Annotated in this window: 19 protein-coding genes and 3 pseudogenes; 11 read left to right on the plus strand and 11 right to left on the minus strand. The window is 70.5% G+C overall.

The features are described 5' to 3' along the window. The first annotated feature begins 590 nt into the window (after window positions 1-590). The 3 genes from H3H54_RS04980 (at window position 591) to H3H54_RS04990 (ending at window position 2,946) form a co-directional block, all read left to right on the plus strand. On the plus strand, window positions 591-884 hold the full coding sequence (locus H3H54_RS04980; RefSeq protein WP_262426405.1) for a GNAT family N-acetyltransferase: 294 nt from the start codon (window positions 591-593) through the stop codon (window positions 882-884). A gap of 10 nt (window positions 885-894) precedes the next feature. Continuing rightward, window positions 895-1,929, plus strand: a complete 1,035-nt coding sequence (locus H3H54_RS04985; RefSeq protein ID WP_262425760.1) for an alcohol dehydrogenase catalytic domain-containing protein — start codon at window positions 895-897, stop codon at window positions 1,927-1,929. A 75-nt stretch (window positions 1,930-2,004) separates the two neighbouring features. Beyond that, window positions 2,005-2,946 (plus strand): ribonuclease HI family protein, encoded by a 942-nt coding sequence (locus H3H54_RS04990; protein WP_262425761.1) that lies wholly within the window; start codon window positions 2,005-2,007, stop codon window positions 2,944-2,946. 110 nt (window positions 2,947-3,056) lie between these two features. Here the strand turns inward: H3H54_RS04990 and H3H54_RS04995 are convergent, their stop codons facing one another. Further along, a complete protein-coding gene (locus H3H54_RS04995; protein ID WP_262425762.1) occupies window positions 3,057-4,607 on the minus strand; it encodes an HNH endonuclease signature motif containing protein in 1,551 nt (516 codons plus the stop codon). A 485-nt stretch (window positions 4,608-5,092) separates the two neighbouring features. Between H3H54_RS04995 and H3H54_RS05000 the strand changes: the two genes are divergently transcribed. The 7 genes from H3H54_RS05000 to H3H54_RS05030 all read left to right on the plus strand — a co-directional run bounded on the left by H3H54_RS05000 (window position 5,093) and on the right by H3H54_RS05030 (window position 9,002). Then, on the plus strand, window positions 5,093-5,470 hold the full coding sequence (locus H3H54_RS05000; protein WP_262425763.1) for a GntR family transcriptional regulator: 378 nt from the start codon (window positions 5,093-5,095) through the stop codon (window positions 5,468-5,470). Then, window positions 5,467-5,652 carry a hypothetical protein gene (locus H3H54_RS05005; protein ID WP_262425764.1) on the plus strand — a complete coding sequence of 62 codons (186 nt, stop codon included), beginning with the start codon at window positions 5,467-5,469 and terminating at the stop codon, window positions 5,650-5,652. Before H3H54_RS05000 ends, H3H54_RS05005 begins: the two co-directional genes overlap by 4 nt. Before the next feature lie 35 nt (window positions 5,653-5,687). Beyond that, a complete protein-coding gene (locus H3H54_RS05010; RefSeq protein WP_262426406.1) occupies window positions 5,688-6,293 on the plus strand; it encodes an AAA family ATPase in 606 nt (201 codons plus the stop codon). 61 nt (window positions 6,294-6,354) lie between these two features. Then, window positions 6,355-7,116, plus strand: a complete 762-nt coding sequence (locus H3H54_RS05015; protein ID WP_262425765.1) for a hypothetical protein — start codon at window positions 6,355-6,357, stop codon at window positions 7,114-7,116. Window positions 7,117-7,200: 84 nt separating this feature from the next. Further along, the gene (locus tag H3H54_RS05020) at window positions 7,201-8,118 is read left to right on the plus strand and encodes a DUF418 domain-containing protein (protein WP_262425766.1); all 918 of its coding nucleotides are present in this window, start codon (window positions 7,201-7,203) and stop codon (window positions 8,116-8,118) included. A gap of 30 nt (window positions 8,119-8,148) precedes the next feature. Continuing rightward, entirely contained in the window at window positions 8,149-8,451 is a 303-nt protein-coding gene (locus H3H54_RS05025) for a DUF418 domain-containing protein (protein ID WP_262425767.1), read from the plus strand. After that, window positions 8,448-9,002 carry a DUF4031 domain-containing protein gene (locus tag H3H54_RS05030; RefSeq protein WP_262425768.1) on the plus strand — a complete coding sequence of 185 codons (555 nt, stop codon included), beginning with the start codon at window positions 8,448-8,450 and terminating at the stop codon, window positions 9,000-9,002. Before H3H54_RS05025 ends, H3H54_RS05030 begins: the two co-directional genes overlap by 4 nt. A 24-nt stretch (window positions 9,003-9,026) precedes the next feature. Here H3H54_RS05030 and H3H54_RS05035 read toward each other — a convergent pair. The 8 genes and pseudogenes from H3H54_RS05035 to H3H54_RS05070 all read right to left on the minus strand — a co-directional run bounded on the left by H3H54_RS05035 (window position 9,027) and on the right by H3H54_RS05070 (window position 16,514). Continuing rightward, window positions 9,027-11,249, minus strand: a pseudogene (locus H3H54_RS05035) (PhoX family protein). A 157-nt stretch (window positions 11,250-11,406) separates the two neighbouring features. Then, window positions 11,407-12,099 (minus strand): cell wall metabolism sensor histidine kinase WalK, encoded by a 693-nt coding sequence (locus H3H54_RS05040; RefSeq protein WP_262425769.1) that lies wholly within the window; start codon window positions 12,097-12,099, stop codon window positions 11,407-11,409. A 19-nt stretch (window positions 12,100-12,118) separates the two neighbouring features. Then, on the minus strand, window positions 12,119-13,006 hold the full coding sequence (locus H3H54_RS05045) for a HAMP domain-containing protein (protein ID WP_262425770.1): 888 nt from the start codon (window positions 13,004-13,006) through the stop codon (window positions 12,119-12,121). A 3-nt stretch (window positions 13,007-13,009) separates the two neighbouring features. Beyond that, window positions 13,010-13,731 (minus strand): annotated as a pseudogene (locus tag H3H54_RS05050) (response regulator transcription factor). 54 nt (window positions 13,732-13,785) lie between these two features. Beyond that, window positions 13,786-14,235, minus strand: coding sequence for a lipopolysaccharide assembly LapA domain-containing protein (locus H3H54_RS05055; protein WP_262425771.1), 450 nt, complete (start codon window positions 14,233-14,235; stop codon window positions 13,786-13,788). A gap of 75 nt (window positions 14,236-14,310) precedes the next feature. Then, window positions 14,311-15,965, minus strand: a pseudogene (locus H3H54_RS05060) (DNA repair helicase XPB). Window positions 15,966-16,059: 94 nt separating this feature from the next. Next, complete coding sequence (locus H3H54_RS05065) at window positions 16,060-16,263, minus strand: hypothetical protein (RefSeq protein WP_262425772.1); 204 nt, start codon at window positions 16,261-16,263, stop codon at window positions 16,060-16,062. Next, the gene (locus tag H3H54_RS05070; protein ID WP_262425773.1) at window positions 16,251-16,514 is read right to left on the minus strand and encodes a hypothetical protein; all 264 of its coding nucleotides are present in this window, start codon (window positions 16,512-16,514) and stop codon (window positions 16,251-16,253) included. The genes H3H54_RS05065 and H3H54_RS05070 overlap by 13 nt, the downstream gene beginning before the upstream one ends. A gap of 456 nt (window positions 16,515-16,970) precedes the next feature. Here H3H54_RS05070 and gndA point away from each other — a divergent pair, with 456 nt between their 5' ends. Beyond that, window positions 16,971-18,431, plus strand: a complete 1,461-nt coding sequence (gene gndA / locus H3H54_RS05075) for an NADP-dependent phosphogluconate dehydrogenase (RefSeq protein WP_262425774.1) — start codon at window positions 16,971-16,973, stop codon at window positions 18,429-18,431. A gap of 118 nt (window positions 18,432-18,549) precedes the next feature. Here gndA and H3H54_RS05080 read toward each other — a convergent pair whose 3' ends face one another. Continuing rightward, window positions 18,550-18,819, minus strand: a complete 270-nt coding sequence (locus tag H3H54_RS05080; protein ID WP_262425775.1) for a hypothetical protein — start codon at window positions 18,817-18,819, stop codon at window positions 18,550-18,552. Between the two features lie 162 nt (window positions 18,820-18,981). After that, window positions 18,982-20,091 carry a helicase-associated domain-containing protein gene (locus tag H3H54_RS05085; RefSeq protein WP_262425776.1) on the minus strand — a complete coding sequence of 370 codons (1,110 nt, stop codon included), beginning with the start codon at window positions 20,089-20,091 and terminating at the stop codon, window positions 18,982-18,984. Window positions 20,092-20,276: the final 185 nt, after the last annotated feature.

A 20,276-nucleotide genomic window follows, 5' to 3' on the forward strand; every position in this document is an offset into this window, starting at 1 on the left:
ATCCGTGAATGGCTCACGATGCCCGGACTCGACCTGGAACGGGACACCCTCGCTGTCCGTCACGGGACGGAGCTGATCGCCTTCACGGCTGTCGACGTCCATACGTCCTTGGACCGCGACGGCCGCGTGCGCTGCCAGCTGATGGGCGGGGTCGATCCTGCCCACCGCCGCGAAGGGCTGGGCGCAGAGCTCTTCGACTGGGCGGAGGGCCGGGCGGCGCAGCTCGCCGCCGAGCGTCACCCTGCGGAGGCTGACGCCGTCTTCCGCGTCGCCGGCGGCCGCGACCCGGATGTGGATGCCGGAGAGGATGCCCCGCTCACCGGGGGCGCCGATGTGCGCCCGCTGCTGGAGCGTCGCAGCTATCGCCGGGCCCGCAGCTGGCTCGTGATGGTCCGCGAACTGCCGGGGGCTGCGCTGCCGTCGATCGAGCGGGAGCAGGTGCAGGTGATCGCGCCCGAGGCCGACCACGCCGAGGCCACCCGGCTCGCCCACCTCGCGGCCTTCGCCGACCACTGGGGCTCGGCCCCGGTCTCCCGGAGCGCTGGAACCGCTGGTGGTCCTCCCACACCTCACGCCGCGAGCTCTCCAGCATCGCACTCGACGCCGACGGCACCGTGCTCGCCTACGTCATCACCTCGGAGGACAAGCCCGGCGTGCTGCACATCGCTCTCGTCGGCACCCGCCCCGAGGCTCGCGGCCGGGGGCTCGCCCGGGCGGTCATCGCCCGTACCCTCGCCGCCGCCGCGACCGCCGGATACGCGAGCGCCGAGCTGGAGGTCGACGCCGAGTCCCTCACCGGAGCGACGCGCCTGTACGACGCGCTCGGCTTCGCCCGCGACGCCGTGTACGGCACCTACGAGAAGCCCGTCGGCCGACTGGTCTGAGGCGCACCCGATGAGAGCTGTCCGCTACGAGGCATTCCGTGCCGCGCCCGAGATCGTCGAGCTGCCCGATCCTGCCTGCCCGTCGAGCGGGGCGGTGATCACGGTGCACGCGACCGGGGTGTGCCGCAGTGACTGGCATGCCTGGCAGGGCCACGACGATTCCGTGAAGCTGCCGCACATCCCCGGCCACGAGTTCGCCGGGGTGGTCGCACAGGTGGGGGAGGAGGTCACCCGCTTCGCCGTGGGCGACAGGGTCACCGCCCCCTTCATCCTCGCCTGCGGCCGCTGCTCGCAGTGTCTCGACGGTGCTCCGCAGGTCTGCCCGTACCAGCGACAGCCCGGCTTCGACCTGCCCGGTGCCTGGGCTGAGCAGGTGGTGGTGGTCGAGGCTGACCACAACCTGGTCGCACTCCCTGCCGAGATCGACATGACTCTCGCCGCGGGGCTGGGCTGCCGCGTGGGCACCGCCCACCATGCCGTGCGCGCGCAGGCCGCCGTGCAGGCGGGGGAGCAGGTGGTGGTGTTCGGCTGCGGCGGGCTGGGGCTCGCGTGCGTGATGGTCGCCCTCGCCGCCGGCGCGGAGGTGATCGCGGTCGATGTCTCCGCCACAGCTCTCGCCGCCGCGGAAGCCCTCGGAGCGACCGCGCTGCCCTCGAGCCCCGACATCGTCGCCCGCGTGCATGAGGCCACCGGCGGCGGCGCCCACGTCAGCCTGGATGCGCTCGGCTCGGCGGCCACCGCCCGCGCGGGGATCGAGTCCCTGCGGCCGCGCGGCCGGCATGTGCAGGTGGGACTCCTGCTGGGGGACGATGCCGACCCAGCACTGCCGATTGGCCGCGTGATCGCCCAGGAGCTGCAGATCCTCGGCAGCCACGGCCTCGCCGTCGCCGAGTACGCCGAGCTGCTCGACGATATCGCGAGCGGTCGCCTGGACCTGGCGGGGACCGTCGGCCGCGTGATCGACGCTGAACAGCTGCCCGCGGCGATGACTGCGATGGACCAGCTCCCCACCACCGCCGGGATGACCGTCGCGCGCTGGGTGTGAGCCGGCAGTGAGCAACCGCTCGGGCAGCGCTTCCGGTGCCCGCGCCTCCCACCGCGCTATGGAACGATTGCGCCCATGACCATCACTGCTGCCGCCGACGGCTCCGCCCTCGGCAACCCCGGCCCCGCCGGCTGGGCCTGGTACATCGACGACGACATCTGGCGCGCGGGCGGCTGGCCCCACGGCACCAACAACATGGGCGAGCTGAAGGCCGTGCTTGACCTGCTCGAGGCCACCGCCGTCGACGCCGACCAGCATCTGCTGATCCTCTGCGACAGCCAGTACGTCATCAACTCGGTCACCAAGTGGATGCCGGGCTGGAAGCGCAAGGGCTGGCGCAAGAAGGATGGCAAGCCCGTGATGAACGTCGAGCTGCTCAAGGACATCGATCGCGCGCTCGCCGGTCGCAGCGTCGAGTTCGAATGGGTCAAGGGCCACTCCGGCCACGCGATGAACGAGGCCGCCGACCGGCGCGCCAACGCCGCCGCCACCGCCTTCTCCAAGAAGCAGGATCCCGAGATCGGGCCCGGCTATCCCGGGGCGCGCGCCCCTGTTGCCTCGGCTCCGGCCCCGGCCGATGACCTCTTCAGCCTCTTCGACGAGCCCGCCGCCCAGCCCGCCCCGGCAAGCTGTTCCACCGCGGTGGAGGAGACGGTCCTGGTGGCCGACGTCCCCGGAGCGACGGACTTCGAACAGATCACTGCGCGCGAGCAGGCACTGCTGAGCACCACCCTGCGCGCCGACCCGCCGAGCGCCGCGGAGCTGCTGCACGCGTCCTTCAGCGAGGTCGGTGCGAGCGGGCGCCGCTACGACCGTGAGGAGACCCTCGCCCACCTCGCCCCGCTGGAGGGGGTGGAGGCGGAAGAGTTCGTCGCCGACGAGATCGCACCCGGTGTGGTGCTGCTGCGATACCTGACCACCGGGCCGGAGGGGACCGTCGAGCGCACTTCGGTGTGGGTCCGTGAGAGCGGCCGTTGGCTGCTGCGCCACCATCAGGCGACCCCACTCGGCGGCTGACGGCGGGATGACGGCGGGAGCCCCTCCGGCCTACGTGGCCGGGGGCGCACCTGGTGGTGCGGGGCCTTCGTCGTCGTCTTCGACGGGTGGAGGATCTGGCCATGGCGTGATCAACGGGGAATGGGGGACGTGCCCACGGCCCCGTGCGGGCTGAACCAGAGCCAGGCTCTCGGCGGCGCCGATGGATCGGTGTGCGTCTCCGCGGGGCGGCCTGTTCCCGTCGGCGTGAGGGTCTCGATGGTGTCGCCGCTGGCTTCAGAATTCCTGAGCGGGCTCAGGATCCACAGACCGTGCTCCTTGAGCAGGTTGCAGCGCGCGCACAGACCCTGACCGTTCGTGTAACTGGTGGCCCCGCCGCGGTGGTGGGGGACGACGTGGTCGCTGTGGCGGATCTTCGCGTTGCACCAGGGAGTGCGGCAGGTGGTGTCGCGCCAGCGGATCATCCGCGCCAGCCCGGCGGGGAACGCGCGGGCCCGGGACTCCATCGCGATCAGGTCGCCGGTGCGCGGGCTGCGGTACAGCCGGCGGAAGAAGGCTGAGACCACCTTGTCGGGATTCTCATCCTCGGCGGATCGCAGGTGCCCCGGCGGCCGGCCGAGCAGGGTATCCCGCACGATGTGAGCGGGAAGGATGCCGTAGCCCTCGAGCTCGGCGGTCTCGGCATCGTCCTCCCGCCCGAGGAGGGCGTTGTCGGTGATGACGATGCCGACGTCCAGGCCAGGGCGGGTGCGGGGCGGCTTGGGGGACGCCGCCTCGTCGTCGCCGCTCCGGAGGGTGTCCTCGACGAGCAGATCCGCCTCCAGGGCGGGAAGAGACGTCTTCGCGCCGGAGGCGCGGAGTGACTCGGCACGTGTGTGCAGGGACTGCATCAGGGCGGCGGCGTCGATTCCGCGCAGAACGGCGGTCACCCGAGCCATCCCGTCAGCCAGAGGCGTCATCCTCACGTGCCGGGATCGGGCAGCGCGCTCCGCGCGCTCGCGGGATGTCTCGGGCTCGAGCCTCTGGACCAGGTCCCGGATATCGGACTGCAGACGCTTGTGGCCTTTGCCGTGCAGGAACTCGGGGTGCTCGCGGAGATGGTCGTCGACCCTGCGGCAGGTGTCCGCGCCGGCACCGTCGAGCGCACCGGAGATCGTGGAGGCCTGCTGATCCGTCATGGCGCCCGACCAGAGCCGCTCCACGGCACCGGGCATGTTCTGCAGCAGACGCCGTGCCTTCGCCTGGGAGAACGAGGAGGCGGCGGGGGAGATTCGGCGTGCGAGCGCGATCTCCTGCCCGGCGCCGCGGCCTTGCTCGGAGGACGGCACGCCCCGTGTCGCATCATCGCGTCGGATCCGCTCTTCGGCGGCGACCTGCCAGGTCACATCCATCGCGGCGAGAGAGGAGCGCAGGTGGTCGATCCCGGCGAGGACGGCGAGAGCCTCCTCGGCGCTCCCGGGAGCTGTATCCGGCAGCGGGTCGCGCACCGACCGGGTGCGCGTGAACGCCATCAGCGTCGCGGCGAGGACCTGGGCGACCAGTGCACGGGCTGCCGGGGAAGCCTCGATCTCGCGGAAGCGCTCCAGAACGTCCTCGAGGACATCTCCCGAGGGCGCGGCCAGATCCTGGCGGGAGGTGTCCTCGCCAGGGTGGTGTGCGCTGCGCATCGGTGTCGACTCCATGCCCCCATCGTATGCATGTTCGAAAAAGTGTCTCCACCTCTGTGTGGAATCTGTGGATAACTTCTACTGATGTGAAAAGAATTGTGGATAGGTAGGCGCTGTGGAGGAACGGTGGGCGGTGCGGGATGTCAGAGCGTGCGGCTCGGGGTGCTCGGTGGTGGGGTCACGACCTGGGTATATCTTCTGTGTATCCGAGGGATTCGGCCGGCTCAGTGGGTGCGGAGCAGGGCTGCGGCAAAGCCCGCAGAATGCAGAGAGAAGTGCCTGCAGGGAAACCAGGCCGTACATCCTGGAAGGCGCGGCTGTTGTGCATTGTGAAGGATTTGGAATGTCAGTCCTCTGCCAGCAATGCGGACTATTGCAGACTGCCGCCCCCTCGTCAGGGGCATCCGGGGACCGCCCGTCCGCAGGGTTGACGCATTCGCCCATGAGCTGTCTATGCTGTCTATAGACAGTAGGTTCACTTCGAAGGAGGGAGGGGTGCGATGCACATCGCGATCGACCCTTCCGCCTCCGAGCCCATCTACGAGCAGATCCGCGAAGGCATCGCCACCGCGATCCTCACCGCCGAACTCGCCCCGGGAGACGCCCTCCCGTCGATCCGTGCCCTCGCCCGTGACCTGCGAGTCAGCGTCATCACCACCACCCGTGCCTACAATGAGCTGGTCGCCGATGGGCTGGTCGACGCCGTACGCGGCAAAGGCGTGTTCGTGCGCGCCCAGGACGGCGAGGAGCTGCGCCGCCGAGCCTTCCAGCAGATCGACGAGGCGTTCGACCACGCCGCGCGGGCAGCCCGCGGCGTGGGGATCGACGACCGGGAGCTGACCCGCCGCCTCACCCAGCGGCTCGAGGAGGAACGATGAGCGACCACCCGCCCGCCGCCGTCATCGTCCGCGGGCTCGACGTGCACCTGCCCGATCCGCAGCGCCGCACCCGCAAGCTGCGCCATGTGCTGCGGGAGGTCGCCTTCGACGTCCCCCGCGGCCAGGTCACCGCACTCGTCGGCACCAATGGCGCCGGAAGACCACCCTGCTGCGCGCCCTGACCGGGGCGCTCGCGCCCAGCGCGGGGAAGATCGAAATCGAGGGCGCGCCGATCGGCGGTCCCGAGGACGCCCTGCCCGCCGGCATCGGCATCGTCCCCGACGTCCCCTTCCAGCCCGACCATTGGACGGCCGACGATCTGGTGCGGGCCCAGCGCCGTGTCGAGCCCGCCTACGATGCCCGCCTCGTCGGCGCCCTGCTGCGTCGCGCGGGCATCGACCCGTCCGCGCAGCTGGGTCGTCTCTCCGCAGGGCAGCGCACCCGGCTGCTGCTCGCCGCGGCGCTCGGCATCCAACCCTCCCTGGTGATGCTCGATGAGCCGTTCGCCCGCCTCGACCCGCTGGCTCGCACCGACGTGCTCGACGAGCTGCGCGAGCACCACGCCGGGGGCGAGGACCGCACGATCCTGCTGTCCACCCACGACCTCGGAGAGATCGACCGGTTCGTCGACCACATCGTGCTGCTGCACGCGGGCCGGGTGTGGTGCTCGAGGGCAGCGCGATCGACCTGCTCGAGGAGCACTTGTTGGTCACCACCGAGGCCTCCGCGCCGCACGCCGCAGTGCTGCGGGGTGCACGCCGCAGCGGCGACCTGCTCGAGGCCCTGGTCCGGGCCGAGGACGCCGTGGGCCTGGATGGGCTGACGGACCTGCGCCGCCCCACGCTCCAGGACGTCCTCACCTTCACCCTCCGGGAGGTCTCACGATGACCGGCAGCGTCCAGAACACCACTCGGCAGCGCCCCTCGACCTCGCTGCGCCGCGCGCTCTGGCACGAGTGGCGTCGGCGGCGTGACCTGTTCGCCCTGTACGGCACGTTCATGACAGTGGCCCTCCTGTGCGCGATCCACCTCGACTTCCGACTCGGGGTCGTGCTGATCCTGCTCGCCGTACGGCTCCCGGCTGACCTCGCCGACCCGGTGCTCGAGGACGGCATGCAGCTGCGCAGCTCGCTGGGGATCTCCCGTGCGGACGCGGTGCGCGCCCGCACACTGCTGGTCAGCGCGGGGCAGCTCCTGCTCGCCCTCGGTGCGGCCGGGGTCATCCTGCTCAGCGACTGGGCCCCCGGTGCGCAGCACTGGAGCAGTCTCGGCATCGTCACCGCGAATGATGACGGCTCCTCACCGCCCGCCCTGTGGGGCCACCTCGTGGACATCGGCCTGTTCAGCGGGGCGATCGCCTGGACCCATGCCCTGATCGGCGGTGACGCGTTCCGACTCGGGGCACGGATGACCGGCAGGCGGGCGGTTGTGTGGTTCCTCGGCGTGTGCTTGCTGATCTATCTGGCGCTGGTGGGCAGCATGCTGCTGACGAGCGGTCTGCTGCTGAGCGCCGGAGCCGACGATGACCTCGGAACCCGCTTCGTGATCGCTGAGCGAGTCGCGCAGGGGACAGCGCTGCTCCTCACCCTCGGCGGCGGGATCACCGCTCTCGTGCTCCGCTATCGCCGGTGGGTGCGCCGCGCCTGACCAGCGCCTGTGGGACCATGGCGCGCATGAGGAGCACCCCCGCCGGCGCCGCCGCGCACCCCTGTCGCGGTGGCAGGCACGGTGATGAGCTCCGTTCCCCTCGCACGCCGCGCCGGTGGTCCCGACCTCGCCCGCGGCCTCGCTCTGCTGGGGATCGCGCTCGCAAACACCGTGGGATGGCTGCACGGCTCGCAGTGGACGGTGCTGCTGAAGCAGGTCGACGCCACCGCCGTGGACCGTGCGGTGGACGTGCTCATCGCGCTGACCGCCGACAACCGCGGGTTCCCGCTGTTCGCGCTGCTGTTCGGCTACGGCATCGGGATCCTGCACCGCCGTTCCCAGGAGCGGGGCGAGCCGCCGCGACGCTTCGTGCTGCGCATGCTGCGCCGCCACCTGGTGCTGCTGGCGATCGGGCTGGCGCACGCGATCCTCCTGTTCAACGGCGACATCCTCGTCGCCTACGCACTGATCGGCATGCTCTGCGTGCTGCTGATGACCCGGCGACGGGTGGCGCTGCCGATCGCCGCCGTGATCGCGCTGCCGGCGCTCGGTGTCTGGGGCTGGTCGGATGGCACCATCGGGCTGGGAAGCGGCAGCGGATACGCCGCAGCCTCCGCCCCCGACTACCTCACCGGCCTCGAGCTGCGTGCCCGCGCCGCGCTGCGCGGCCTTGTGCTCACCCCGCTGCTGGACGTCGGCCTGCTCACCCCGATGGTGATCGGCGCGATCGCAGCCCGGTTGCGCCTGCTCGAGGAGGTGCGAGCGAATCGCGATCTGCTGGTGCCACTGACCCGCTGGGGGCTGCTGATCGGGGTGCTCGGCGCGATTCCGCTCACCTCCGTGCTGCTGCTGGACCCCGCCCACGCCCACCTGGACAACGAGCTGATCCTCGGCGTGCTCGGGGTGCTCCACCAGTACTCCGGCCTCGCCTTCGCGCTGGGCCTGGCCGCCGGGGCTGCGCTGCTCGCCGAGCATCTGCGCCGACGCGGCGAGAGGGGGTAGGCCGCCCCCGAGCACCTGCTGAACGCAGGGGTGCGCGGGATCGAGGCGCTCGGCGCAGCATCGCTCAGCGCCTACATCGCCCAGTCGGTGGTGTTCCTGGCTCTCTTCCCGCCCTACACCCTGGACCTCGGAGCACGGCTCGGCACCGCCGGAGCCGCCATGATCGTGCTGCTGGCCTGGCTGGCGATGATCCCCGTGGCCCACGCCCTGCACGCCCACGGCCGGCGAGGACCCCTCGAACACCTGCTGCGCCGCCTGGCCGGCTCGGCCGCCCCCACCCCGCGCAGCAGGCCCGTCACTGCCCCGCACCCCCGGAAGGGAGCACGCCCGTGACCGTGTACGCCGACACCCCGCGCTGGCCGCGCCACGGCATGCTCTGGGGGCACCTGATCTCCGACACCTCGCTCGAGGAGCTGCACGAGGTCGCCGCCGACGCCGGCCTGCCGCCCCGCTCCTTCGACCTCGACCACTACGACTGGCCCGCCCCTGCCCACGATGCGCTCGCGGAGGTGGGAGTGCGCTTCGTGGGCGACCGCGAGCTGACGCGCATCCTCATCGGCTCCGGGCTGCGGATCAAGCTGTTGGACCGTCCGGAGGCCCGGTCCCGGCGCAGCGCCGAGCATGCCGCGGCGCTCGGGCTCGACCACGTCCCGCGAGACCTGATCGTGGGGCTCATCGGGCACGTGGACCCGCTGCCCGCCGAGCCCGCAGCGTTCCGCCTCACCCGCGATGATCCCCACGGGCCGCCCCGGATCGAGGCGCACGACGCCTCTGGAACCCGGGCCGGCCAGCAGCTGCTCACCGAGCTCGACACCCTGGCCCGTGCTCGCGGCGACACAGGCTTCGTGGGCCAGGTGATGGACGGGCCGACGCCCGCCACCTGAGGTGACGGGCGCCGGAACCGCGGTTCATATCGAGCCAGCGTCAGCGTCCGCGGCCGCCGGGGCCGTGTCCGCGGCCGTCGTTCCACTCGCCGGAGCGGTGCTCGGATTCGGCCCAGCGGCCCCGCCGCGATTGCCCTCGTCGCGACGACCACGGCCACGGCCGTGGTCCCGGTCCCTGCCGTTGCCCGCCGCGCCGCGGCCCTTGTTGCCCGCGGTGGAGAACACCTGGACCACGCTCGGACGCGGCACAGCGACCTCCTCGCCGCTCAGCGGCCCGTCGGGCACGAAGTCCGGGAAGTACGAGGTGTGCGCGCCCCACTCGCCGCCCTCGCCAGGGTGCTGTACGGCCACGAACACCGAATCGTCCCGGTCGTGGATCACCGGGCCGCAGGTCTCGGCATCGGCCGGGACGGCGAGGAACTGCTCCACGCGCCCGCGCTCGGGCCCCTCGAGGGTCACCTTGTGCAGTGCGTCGGCGTAGCCGATCTTGCCGGGCTGACCGTCGGTCGAGATCCACAGGGTGCCCCGGGAGTCGAAGGCCAGGTTGTCCGGGCAGGAGATGGGGAGACCTTCTCCACCGGGAAGCCGGAGAAGTACGCGGTCTCCGAGGTCTCCGGATCGCCCGCCAGCAGCAGCACGTTCCAGCCGAAGGACAACGAGGTGTGGTCGCCGTCGTCCTCGATCAGCTCGATCACGTGGCCGTCGCGGTTGCCGCCCTCGGGGACGGCGACCGGGTTGGCCTCGTCCACCGCGTCGGCGGAACGGCCGGAGTTGTTCGTCAGCGCGATGTAGACCTTGCCGGTGACGGGGTTGGGCTCGACGTCCTCGGGACGGTCCATCTTGGTGGCGCCCACCTCATCGGCCGCGAGGCGGGTGTTGATCAGCACCTCGGCGGCGGTGAAGCCGGGGACCAGCGACTCCGCACCCTGCACCAGCGGGACCCACGTGCCGGTGCCGTCGAAGGCGCCGTCGGAGGGCACCGCGCCCGAGCCGTCGATCTCCCCGGCGGGGGAGTCGCCCTCGAAGCGTGCGACGTACAGGGTGCCCTCGGACAGCAGGGTCATGTTGTGCGCCTTGTCGCCCTCGCGGTACTGCTTCGCGGAGACGAACTTGTAGACGTAATCATCGGCCTGGTCATCGCCGGAGTACACCACCGCGTGGCCGTCCCGCGAGATCGTCACGGTGCCGGCCTCGTGCTTGAAGCGTCCCAGCGCCGTGTGCTTGACCGGGGTGGACTCGGGATCCTCGGGGTCGATCTCCACGATCCAGCCGAAGCGGTTGGCCTCGTTCGCGTAGCCCTCGTTGTTGAGGTTGAAGCGCGGGTGGACCAGGTCCCAGCGGCGCGAGGTGGGGCCGGGGGCGATGCCGATCCGCTCCTCCTCGGGCTTGCCGGTGCCGATGAAGTACTGGTCGAAGTTCTCCTCGCCGGAGAGCACCGTGCCCCACGGGGTGGTGCCGCCGGCGCAGTTGTTCAGCGTGCCCAGCACGGTGCGGCCCTCGGGGTCCTCGACCGTCTTCAGCAGATCGGAGCCCGCGGCGGGGCCGTCCACCGTGAAGGGGTGAAGCCGGTGATGCGGCGGTTGCGGCGCCCGCCGCGCACATACGACCAGGGCTCGCCCTGCTTGTCGCGCTCGAGGTCCACGATCGACAGGCCGTGGGCGGCGATCGCGGCATCGACCACGTCCTCGCGGTTCGAGGTGAGCTGCTGCGGGGGAACATGATGTTCTCGTTGGTGTACTCGTGATTGCACACCAGGTAGCCGGCGCGGTCGCTCTGCCCATCGGAGATGACGTTGAGGTAGTCGCAGTTGTAACCGAACTGCGCGGACTGCGAGTCGCGGGTCTGGTTCTCGAGGTCGAACTCCGGGGAGTCCTCGAACAGCGGATCGCCCCAGCGGATGATCGTCGCCCAGTCGTAGCCCTCGGGAACGGTCATGTCATCGACAGTGCGGGGGACCGGGGCGATCGCCTCGAAGTCGAGCTTCCCGCCGCCCTTGGGGGCGGTCCCGTGATCGGCGAGGGCCGGTGCCGCCCCGGCGGCGCCCACCACCACCGCGGCGGTCAGGCCGCCGCCCAGGCCCAGCGCGGTGCGGCGCGAGATCGCAGCGTCGACGATGTCCCGGAACCGGCGGTTGTCCGAGGTGTTCGGGACGGGATGGGAGCAGGCGCTGCCGCACTTGAGCTCGCAGGTGATCGCGAGACGGTTCCCGCGGGTGTGCCCGACCATGGGCAGGGGGCGCTTGAACATGGGGTGATCCTCCCGGTGGTGAGTCATGAGCCGGGGATGGAGATGTTCCGGCACCGACCCAGCCTGGACCGTGAGGGTCGACCGCCCGGCAGAGTCCGGGTGACGTCCACATGAACACTGGACGTGCAGGTCGTGACCGATTATCGGCAGGGAGGAGTCACGAAAATGGGTTGCTGTCGTCCGGGTCGGCCGACGGCGGCTCCTCTGCGGACGGCGCGCCGAGCGCCCTGAGCTGGTCGGGCCGCACCTGCTGCTCCGGTGCGATCTCGGTGCCCTGCAGCTCGACCCAGAAGGTGGAGCCGCCGCCCGGGGTCTCGTCCACGCCGATGCTGCCGCGATGCTGCTGCACGATCGACGCGGCGATCGACAGGCCGAGCCCGGCGCCACCACCCTGGGTCGCCGAGCGCACCCGCGAGGCATCGGTGCGGTAGAAGCGCTCGAACACCATCTCGCGCTGATCGTCCTCGATGCCGTCGCCGTGGTCCCGGATCTCGATCCGCACCCGCTCCGGCGAGGTGTAGCCCACCGCGATCTCGACGGGGGAACCCTTGGGCGTGTGCCGGTTCGCGTTGCCCACCAGGTTCAGGATCACCTGCCGAAGGGAGGCCTCATCGCCGAGCACGCCGATCGACAGGTGCGGCTGCACCGACAGCGGAGTGCCGGACAGCGACACCACCATCACCTGCCGTGCGGGATCCAGCGCACGCAGATCCTGCGCGGCATCGAACAGGGCATCGGTGAGGTCCACCGGGTCCAGGGCGAGATCCGGGCGCTCATCGAGCCGGGCCAGACGAAGCAGGTTCTCCACCAGCGAGCCCATCCGCCTCGCCTCGTCCTCGATGCGGCGCATCGCCGAGGCGACGTCCTCGTCATGGGGGCAGGGCGCCCATCCGGTACAGCTCGCCGAAGCCGCGGATCGCCGCGAGCGGCGTGCGCAGCTCATGCGAGGCGTCGCCCACGAAGCGGCGCATCTTCGCCTCGGAACGCGTGGCGTGCTCCTCGGAGGCGGACTGCGCGGCGAAGGACTGCTCGATCCGCACCAGCATCTCGTTCAAGGACAGCGAGAGATCGTGGACCTCGAGGCTGGTGCGGGTGACGGGCACACGGCGGGAGAGGTCACCGCCGGCGATCTGGGAGGCGGTCGCCTCGACATCCCGCAGCGGCTCGAGGGAACGATGGGTGACATAGCCGCCCAGCCCCATGCCGACCAGCACCACCAGGGTCCCGACCAGCACGATCACCAGCGCCATCTCATGCATCGTGCGGTCCACGCTGGTCAGCGGCAGCGCCACGTAGACGCTGCCCTTGTCCGGGCCGGAGTTCAGCATCGCGACCACCCGCCACCGGTTCTCCGAGGAGTCCAGCACCGTGAAAGGTCGCCCGCCGCGCTGCTGGATCTGCTCGTCCGTCAGGTCGGGGAAGGGGATGGTGGGTTCACCGGGGCCATAGTGGATGAGCACCCGCTCGACCGCGGTGCCGCTCTCGTCGCGGATCTCCACGGCGTACTCGACCGGGGTGTAGGCGCTGTTCTGGATCGCATCGCCGTCACCGGCCAGCTCGTGCTGGGCCAGGGCGAGCATCTCGCCCATCCCCGCCTGGAGGTTGGTGTCGACGGACTGGATGAGCGTGCGGTTGAGCAGGAACAGCGAGAGGCTCCCGGTGATGACCGTGCCGAGCACCAGCAGCGCCGAGATGAGGGCGACGATCCGTGTCCACAGGGACACGGGCCGTTCAGCGCGCAGGGTCGGCAGGGACACCCCTCAGGAGCCTTCGGGAGCTCGCAGCACGTAGCCGATGCCACGCTTGGTGTGGATCATCGGATCGCCGATCACGTCGATCTTGCGGCGCAGGTAGGAGATGTAGGACTCCACGATGCCCACCTCGCCGGACCAGTCGTAGTCCCAGACGTGATCGAGGATCTGGGTCTTGGAGACCACCCGGCCGGCGTTCAGCATCAGGTAGCGCAGCAGCTTGAACTCGGTGGGGGACAGCTCGATGTTCACGTCCCCGCGATGGACCTCATGGGAGTCCTCGTCCAGGCGCAGATCCGCGACCACCAGCGAGCTGTCCACCGTCGTCTCCGAGCCGCCATGGGTGCGGCGCAGCACCGCACGGATGCGGGCCACGACCTCTTCGAGGCTGAAGGGCTTGGTGACGTAGTCGTCCCCGCCGACGGTGAGGCCCGCGACCTTGTCCTGGGTCTCGTCCTTCGCGGTGAGGAAGAGGATCGGGTACTTCTCGCCGCGGTCGCGCAGGCGCCGGGTGACGGTGAAGCCGTCCATGTCCGGCAGCATCACATCGAGCACCACCAGGTCGGGCTGCTGCTCGGTGGCCTCACGGATCGCCTCGTTGCCGGTCGAAGCGGTGAACACCTCGAAGCCTGCGAAGCGCAGCGCGAGGTGGCGAGCAGGTCGCGGATGTTCGGTTCGTCGTCGACCACGAGCAGACGTGCCTCGTAGTCCTGTTCCTCATGCGTAGTCATGCCCCCACCGTCCTCCTCGAGCTTGGGAATCGGCTGGATGTCAGCTGGACGCGCTCACCGGGTGACGCGGTGGATCTTCTCCTGCTGCTTGCGCAGCTTCCGGATGGTCCAGCTCATCTGCATCATCCGCACCGAGCCGACCAGCGCCATCACCAGCGCGCCCGCGATCGCCGCGAGCAGCATGGCGATGCCGAGCGGGAGATCGAACTCGGTGGCGAAATACTGGAACCCGGCGGTCTGGTTGTTCTGCAGCACGAAGATCAGCAGCATCACCAGGATGATGGCGCCGAGGATCAGGCCGATCCACATGCCAGCGGTCTTCCCGCCTCCGCCGCCGACGGGCTCCACGGCCTCGGTTCCCGGTTCCGGCTCCTGCGGGCGTTCGGCGGCGCGGCGCCCGGTGACCGGAGCCTCGGGGTCTGCGGGGCTTTCAGGGGCGGGGGAGTCGGGGCGGCCAGCGCCGTCCGCTCCGGTGGGGCGGATGGGATCGTCGGATGAGCGCATGTCGATCTCCTGGGGGACGGCCGACGGGACGGCGGCGGACGGGATGCGAGGCCCACTCTAACCAGCGTGCCCCGCTCAGTCCGCCTCTGCCGCGGCCTCCAGCTCGTCGGCGTCCATGATCGTGTAGGCGTAGCCCTGCTCGGCGAGGAACCGCTGCCGGTGCGCGGCGTAGTCCTGGTCCTGGGTATCGCGCATGACCACGGTGTAGAAGTGCGCCGTGCGCCCGTCTGCCTTGGGCCGCAGCAGCCGTCCCAGCCGCTGCGCCTCCTCCTGACGGGAGCCGAAGGCGCCGGAGACCTGCACCGCCACGGAAGCCTCCGGCAGGTCGATCGAGAAGTTCGCGACCTTCGAGACGACCAGGCGGTCGATCTCCCCGGCGCGGAAGGCGTCGAACAGCTGCTGGCGGCGCTTGACCGGGGTCTTCCCGGTGATCAGATCCGCGCCGAGGCGCTCAGAGATCTCCTCCAGCTGATCGATGAACTGCCCGATCACGAGCATCGGCTCGCCCGGGTGGCGGGCCGCGATCTTCTCCACCACCGCGATCTTCGCGCCATGGGCGGCGCCCAGGCGAGGGCGGTCCGCAGCGTCCGCCATCGCGTACGCCATCCTGTCCGCGGACGGCATCGCCACCCGCACCTCGGTGCAGTCCGCCGGCGCGATGTAGCCCTGCGCCTCGATGTCCTTCCAGGGGGCGTCGTAGCGCTTGGGGCCGATCAGGAGAACACCTCACCCTCCCGGCCGTCCTCGCGCACCAGCGTCGCCGTCAGCCCCAGGCGGCGCCGCGCCTGCAGATCAGCGGTCATCCGGAACACCGGTGCTGGCAGCAGATGGACCTCGTCGTAGACGATCAGGCCCCAGTCCCGGGCGCTCATCAGCTCCAGGTGCGGGTGGATGCCCTTCCGCTTCAGGGTGAGCACCTGGTAGGTCGCGATCGTCACCGGGCGCACCTCCTTGGAGGCTCCCGAGTACTCGCCGATCTCGTCCTCGGTGAGCGAGGTGCGGCGCAGCAGCTCGTCCCGCCACTGCCGCGCGGAGACGGTCGAGGTCACCAGGATCAGCGTGGTCCGCTGCATGGAGGCCATCGCGCCGGCGCCGACGAGGGTCTTGCCCGCACCGCACGGCAGCACCACCACGCCGCTGCCGCCGTGCCGGAAGCCGTCCACGGCCTCCTGCTGGTAGGGCCGCAGCTGCCAGTCCTCCTCGCGCAGGGCGATCGGATGAGCCTCGCCGTCGACGTAGCCGGCGTGATCCTCTGCCGGCCAGCCGAGCTTCAGCAGCGCCTGTTTGAGGGCGCCCCGTTCCGAGGGATGGACCACGATCGTGGTCTCGTCGAGACGGTCCCCGAGCATCCCCTGGATCCGCTTGGTCCGTGAGACCTCCTCGAGCACCGCCCGGTCCAGAGCGTGCAGCACCAGCCCGTGCACCGGATCGGAGCGCAGCTGGAGCCTGCCGTAGCGGTCCATCGTGTCCGCCACGTCGATCAGCAGCGAGTGCGGGACCGGGTAGCGGGAGTGGTCCACCAGCGCGGCGACCACCGACTCCGCGTCGTATCCGGCGGCCCGCGCGTTCCACAGCCCGAGATCGGTGATGCGGTAGGTGTGCACGTGCTCGGGGGCGCGCTCGAGCTCCGCGAAAGCGGCGATCGCGATCCGCGCGGTCTGCGCAGAGGGATGATCGACCTCGAGCAGGAGGGACTTGTCGCTCTGGACGATGAGGGGGCCGTCGGTCATCCGCCCAGGCTACGCGGCATCCCAGGCGGAGCGAGGGGCCGACGGGGTGAGCCGCAGCTCTCCCCGTCGGCCCCTCGGGCGACGTGCGCGCGGTTCAGGCCCTCGTGGGCTCCGGCAGCCAGCGACCGTTCAGCCGCTCGTACAGCCCGAGCGAGAACAGCATGACGAACGGCGCGAGCACGATGACACCGATGATGATGGTGGACGCCGTGGTGACGAGCATGATCACGAGGTAGGCGACGATCGACGTGGCCAGATTCGACGTCACCAGGGCGAAGCTCTCCTTCAGCGCTTCCACGGGGAGGCACCGCGCAGCGCCGCAGGAACCGCGAACATGAACAGCACGGCCGCGATGAGGTCGGGGATGTAGAAGAGCAGCATGCCGAGGAAGACGATCGCTCCGTACAGCAGCACGGTGAGCACGATGCGCATCGGCCCGATCATCGCCTGACCGATCGAGGGGCGACCGCCTTCGCGGACGATCTCGGCGGCTCGGGCCGCGCCCGACTGCCACAGCAGGGAGAACGGCATCGCCAGCGATGCCGCCACCGATGATCACCAAATAGATGACGCTGAAAATGAGCCCGCTGACCAGGTACGTCACCGGGTTCCTCAGCAGCGCATTGCCGGCGAACGAAAGCGCTGCGCCGAGGTCCGCACCGAGGTCGCCCCGGGAGCCGGCCCGGAGACCGGCATCTGCTCGGGCGCGGGGGAGGGCTGGGCGTAGGGGTCATGCGGGGGGGGGGGAGGGGGAGGGAGGGTCATCTGCTGCTTCTCTCGGAGTTCGCAGTCGGACAGGAAACCCCCGCGGTACGTGGCCGGTGAGGGATCCAGCGACTGGTGGAGGGGCTTCCTGGGGGCCATTACGCGGCAAGCCCTGGCACGCCCGGCAGACAACGTGCGCTGTTCACTAGAATGGGCGACGATGGACCGGGCCCCGTCCGTCGAGCATCTCGGCGCAGCGTTCCGGCCCGGCTCGACAGTCACCTGATCTGAGGAGAACCCATGGCTAGCTTCACTCCGTCCCCCGCCGATGTGGCGGACATCGGTGTCACCGGTATGGCGGTGATGGGCTCCAACCTGGCCCGCAACTTCGCCCGCAACGGCTTCAAGGTCGCGATCCACAACCGCAGCGTCGGCAAGACCGAGAAGGTCATCGCCGATCACGGGGCCGACGGAGAGTTCTACCCCTCGGAGTCCATGGCCGACTTCGTCGCCTCGCTGCAGAAGCCGCGTGTGGCGCTCATCATGGTCAAGGCCGGCGGCCCGACCGACGCCGTGATCGATGAGCTCGCGAGCCTGATGGATGAGGGCGACATCATCGTCGACGCCGGCAACGCCCTGTTCGGCGACACCCGCCGCCGCGAGGCCGCGCTGCGCGAGAAGGGTCTGCACTTCGTGGGCTCCGGCGTCTCCGGCGGTGAGGAGGGCGCCCTGAACGGCCCTTCGATCATGCCCGGCGGCACCAAGGAGTCCTACGATCGCCTCGGCCCCATGTTCGAGAAGATCTCCGCGCACGTCGACGGCGTGCCCTGCTGCACCCACGTCGGCGCCGATGGTGCCGGCCATTTCGTGAAGATGGTCCACAACGGCATCGAGTACGCCGACATGCAGGTCATCTCCGAGGCCTACGACCTCATGACCAAGGCCCTGGGCATGGGCGCCTCCGAGATCGGCGACGTGTTCGCCGAGTGGAACCAGGGCGATCTCGAGTCCTTCCTCATCGAGATCACCGCCGAGGTGCTCCACCACACCGACGCCACCTCCGGCAAGCCGTTCGTGGACGTCATCCTCGACCGCGCCGCCCAGAAGGGCACCGGCGCCTGGACCGTGCAGACGGCCCTGGATCTCGGCGTCCCGGTCACCGGCATCGCCGAGGCCACCTTCGCCCGCTCCGTCTCCGGCTCCACCCCGCAGCGCGAGGCCGGCCGCAAGGTGCTGCCCGCCGAGGCGCAGAGCCTCGAGATCGCCGACAAGGCCCAGTTCATCGACGACCTCCAGAAGGCGCTCTACGCCGCGAAGCTGGTCTCCTATTCGCAGGGCTTCGACGAGATCGCCGCCGGTGCCGAGGAGTTCGGCTGGGACATCGACCTGGGTGCGATGGCCCGGATCTGGCGCGGCGGCTGCATCATCCGCGCCCGCTTCCTCAACCGCATCACCGAGGCCTACGAGCGTGACGCCAAGCTCCCGCTGCTGCTGGCGGACGAGTACTTCACCACCGAGATCGCCAAGTGCATCCCGGCATGGCGCCGCATCGTGGCCTTCGCAGCCACCAGCGGCTACCCGGTGCCGGTGTTCTCCTCGACCCTGTCGTACTACGACGCAGTCCGCGCCGAGCGCCTCCCGGCCGCCCTGGTCCAGGCCCAGCGCGACTACTTCGGTGCGCACACCTACCAGCGCGTCGACGCCGAGGGCACCTTCCACGTGGAGTGGTCCGAGGACCGTCGCGAGACCAAGCAGGACTGATCGACGTACTGCGAGGGACGAGCGGTAGGAGATCAGTCGATCTGACGCAGGACTGATCGCATGAGAAAAGCCCCGGACCACCAGGTCCGGGGCTTTTCTCATTGAGCGTCGCTGAGGCTCAGTAGGTCGATGCGGTACCTACCATCGCGACGATGAACACCACGTAGATGATGATGAAGATGATGGCGAGGGCCCACATGATCGCGAACGCGATCCATGCCCACTTCGTGAACTTCTTGGCGGTCTCCGGCTCCTGGTCCGCCTTCAGGTAGCCGAGCAGACCGAGCACACCGGGGATCGCGCCGCCGCAGAGGAATCCGACGATGGTGGCGATCAGTGCGTTCTTCTTCAGCTTCTCGATGTCGTAGCCCGAGTTGGGTACGGTCATGGGAGTCCCCTTCTTCCTGATGATCGTTCCCGGAGTCGCTGCTGACTCCGGACCCAGGTCGGGTGTCCTCGACTGTTCCGGTCCTGGCGAGCCGAATACTACCGTGAGCACGGGGTGGTTCCGCTATGGGGAGCACTCCCCATGGCGGCGTGTCCACCGCACTCAGCCGAGCGCCACCCGGTGGACCAGCACGGTGAACTCCTCGTCGCGCCCCGCCTCCCGGGCCCGCAGGCGCCCTCCTTCGAGGGAGAGCGGGAGCGCCTGTTTGACGACCACACCGCCGCGACCGTCGACGATCCCCAGCGGGATCTCCTCGCTGCGTGCGATCGCATCCAGCAGCCGATCGGTGACCGAGAGATCGGCCTCGCCCTCGTCCGCGGCGCGGAGCCGCGCCACCGCCTCGGCGGCCGGCACCCGCAGGTCCGGTCCGTCGATCGTCACCAGATCCGGCTCGGCAGAGCGCCCGCGCAGCGAATGGGTCAGCTCCTCGGGCACCGGCCTGCCGTCGGCCCCGACCGCCTGGGGCGACAGCCCCGCCTGGCGGGCGACCTGCAGGGCGAAACCGGGGTCCGAGAGGGTCACCGCGACCGTAGGTGCCAGACGGTGCAGGTCCAGGGGCTTCGCCTCCGGGGCGACCTGCAGCAGATCGAGCACCTCCGCCTCTGCGGTGAGCACGGTCGTGGCGCGCGAGACCTGCACCCTGCCGTGACGGCGCTGCTCGTCCCGCAGCAGATAGGTCAGGGCCTGGGGCACGGGGGAGCGGGAGACCTCCTCGAGCAGGATCAGCAGCGCCTCCGCATCCCGACCGTCACCGAGCGCGCGGCGCACGGCGGCAGCGGTGAACCGGAGCGTGAGAGCGCCGCCGCGGGAGACCACCTCGGCCCAGTCCAGCAGGGGCATCAGGCGCTCGGCGGGGCGCCCGGGGATCACCGCGGTGAGGTCCGCGTCCAGCAGCACCTCCTCCACCGGCGCGGGCGCAGACTCCGAGAGTACGGCGGCCAGGCGCGCATCGGCCTGCGTGATCTCTTCATCCAGCGCGAAGACCAGCTCGTGGCCGAGCACCGTGAGCGCCCCGCCGTCGAGCAGGCCCAGCGCCTGCCCCTCGAGCAACAGCGCGGAAGTCTCCTCGCGGATCACCTCCGCGGGCACCAGCGGGAACGCCCAGGCCAGCGCAGCGACCAGGGACTCTTCGCTCGCGTCCACGCCCGGTGCGGTGCGCAGCAGGCGCAGCAGGCTACCGCGCCGGGTGCGGACCCCGCCGCGGCGGGTCATCTCCGACAGCAGCGAGCGGCCCGTACCACTCGAGTCAGGGGTCCCCCCACGGCGGCGACGTGATGACCTCGCGCCCACGCCAGCGCCAGCTCGGCCCAGCGCTGCTCCGGGCGCAGCTGACGGTGGCTGTCCCACTCCGCGGTGGGATGCCATTCCTCGCCGTCATGGCCGATCAGCCCGGCCTG

Origin of the sequence: Brachybacterium sp. Z12 (genome assembly GCF_014400405.1) — a bacterium.
Classification (GTDB): Bacteria; Actinomycetota; Actinomycetes; order Actinomycetales; family Dermabacteraceae; genus Brachybacterium.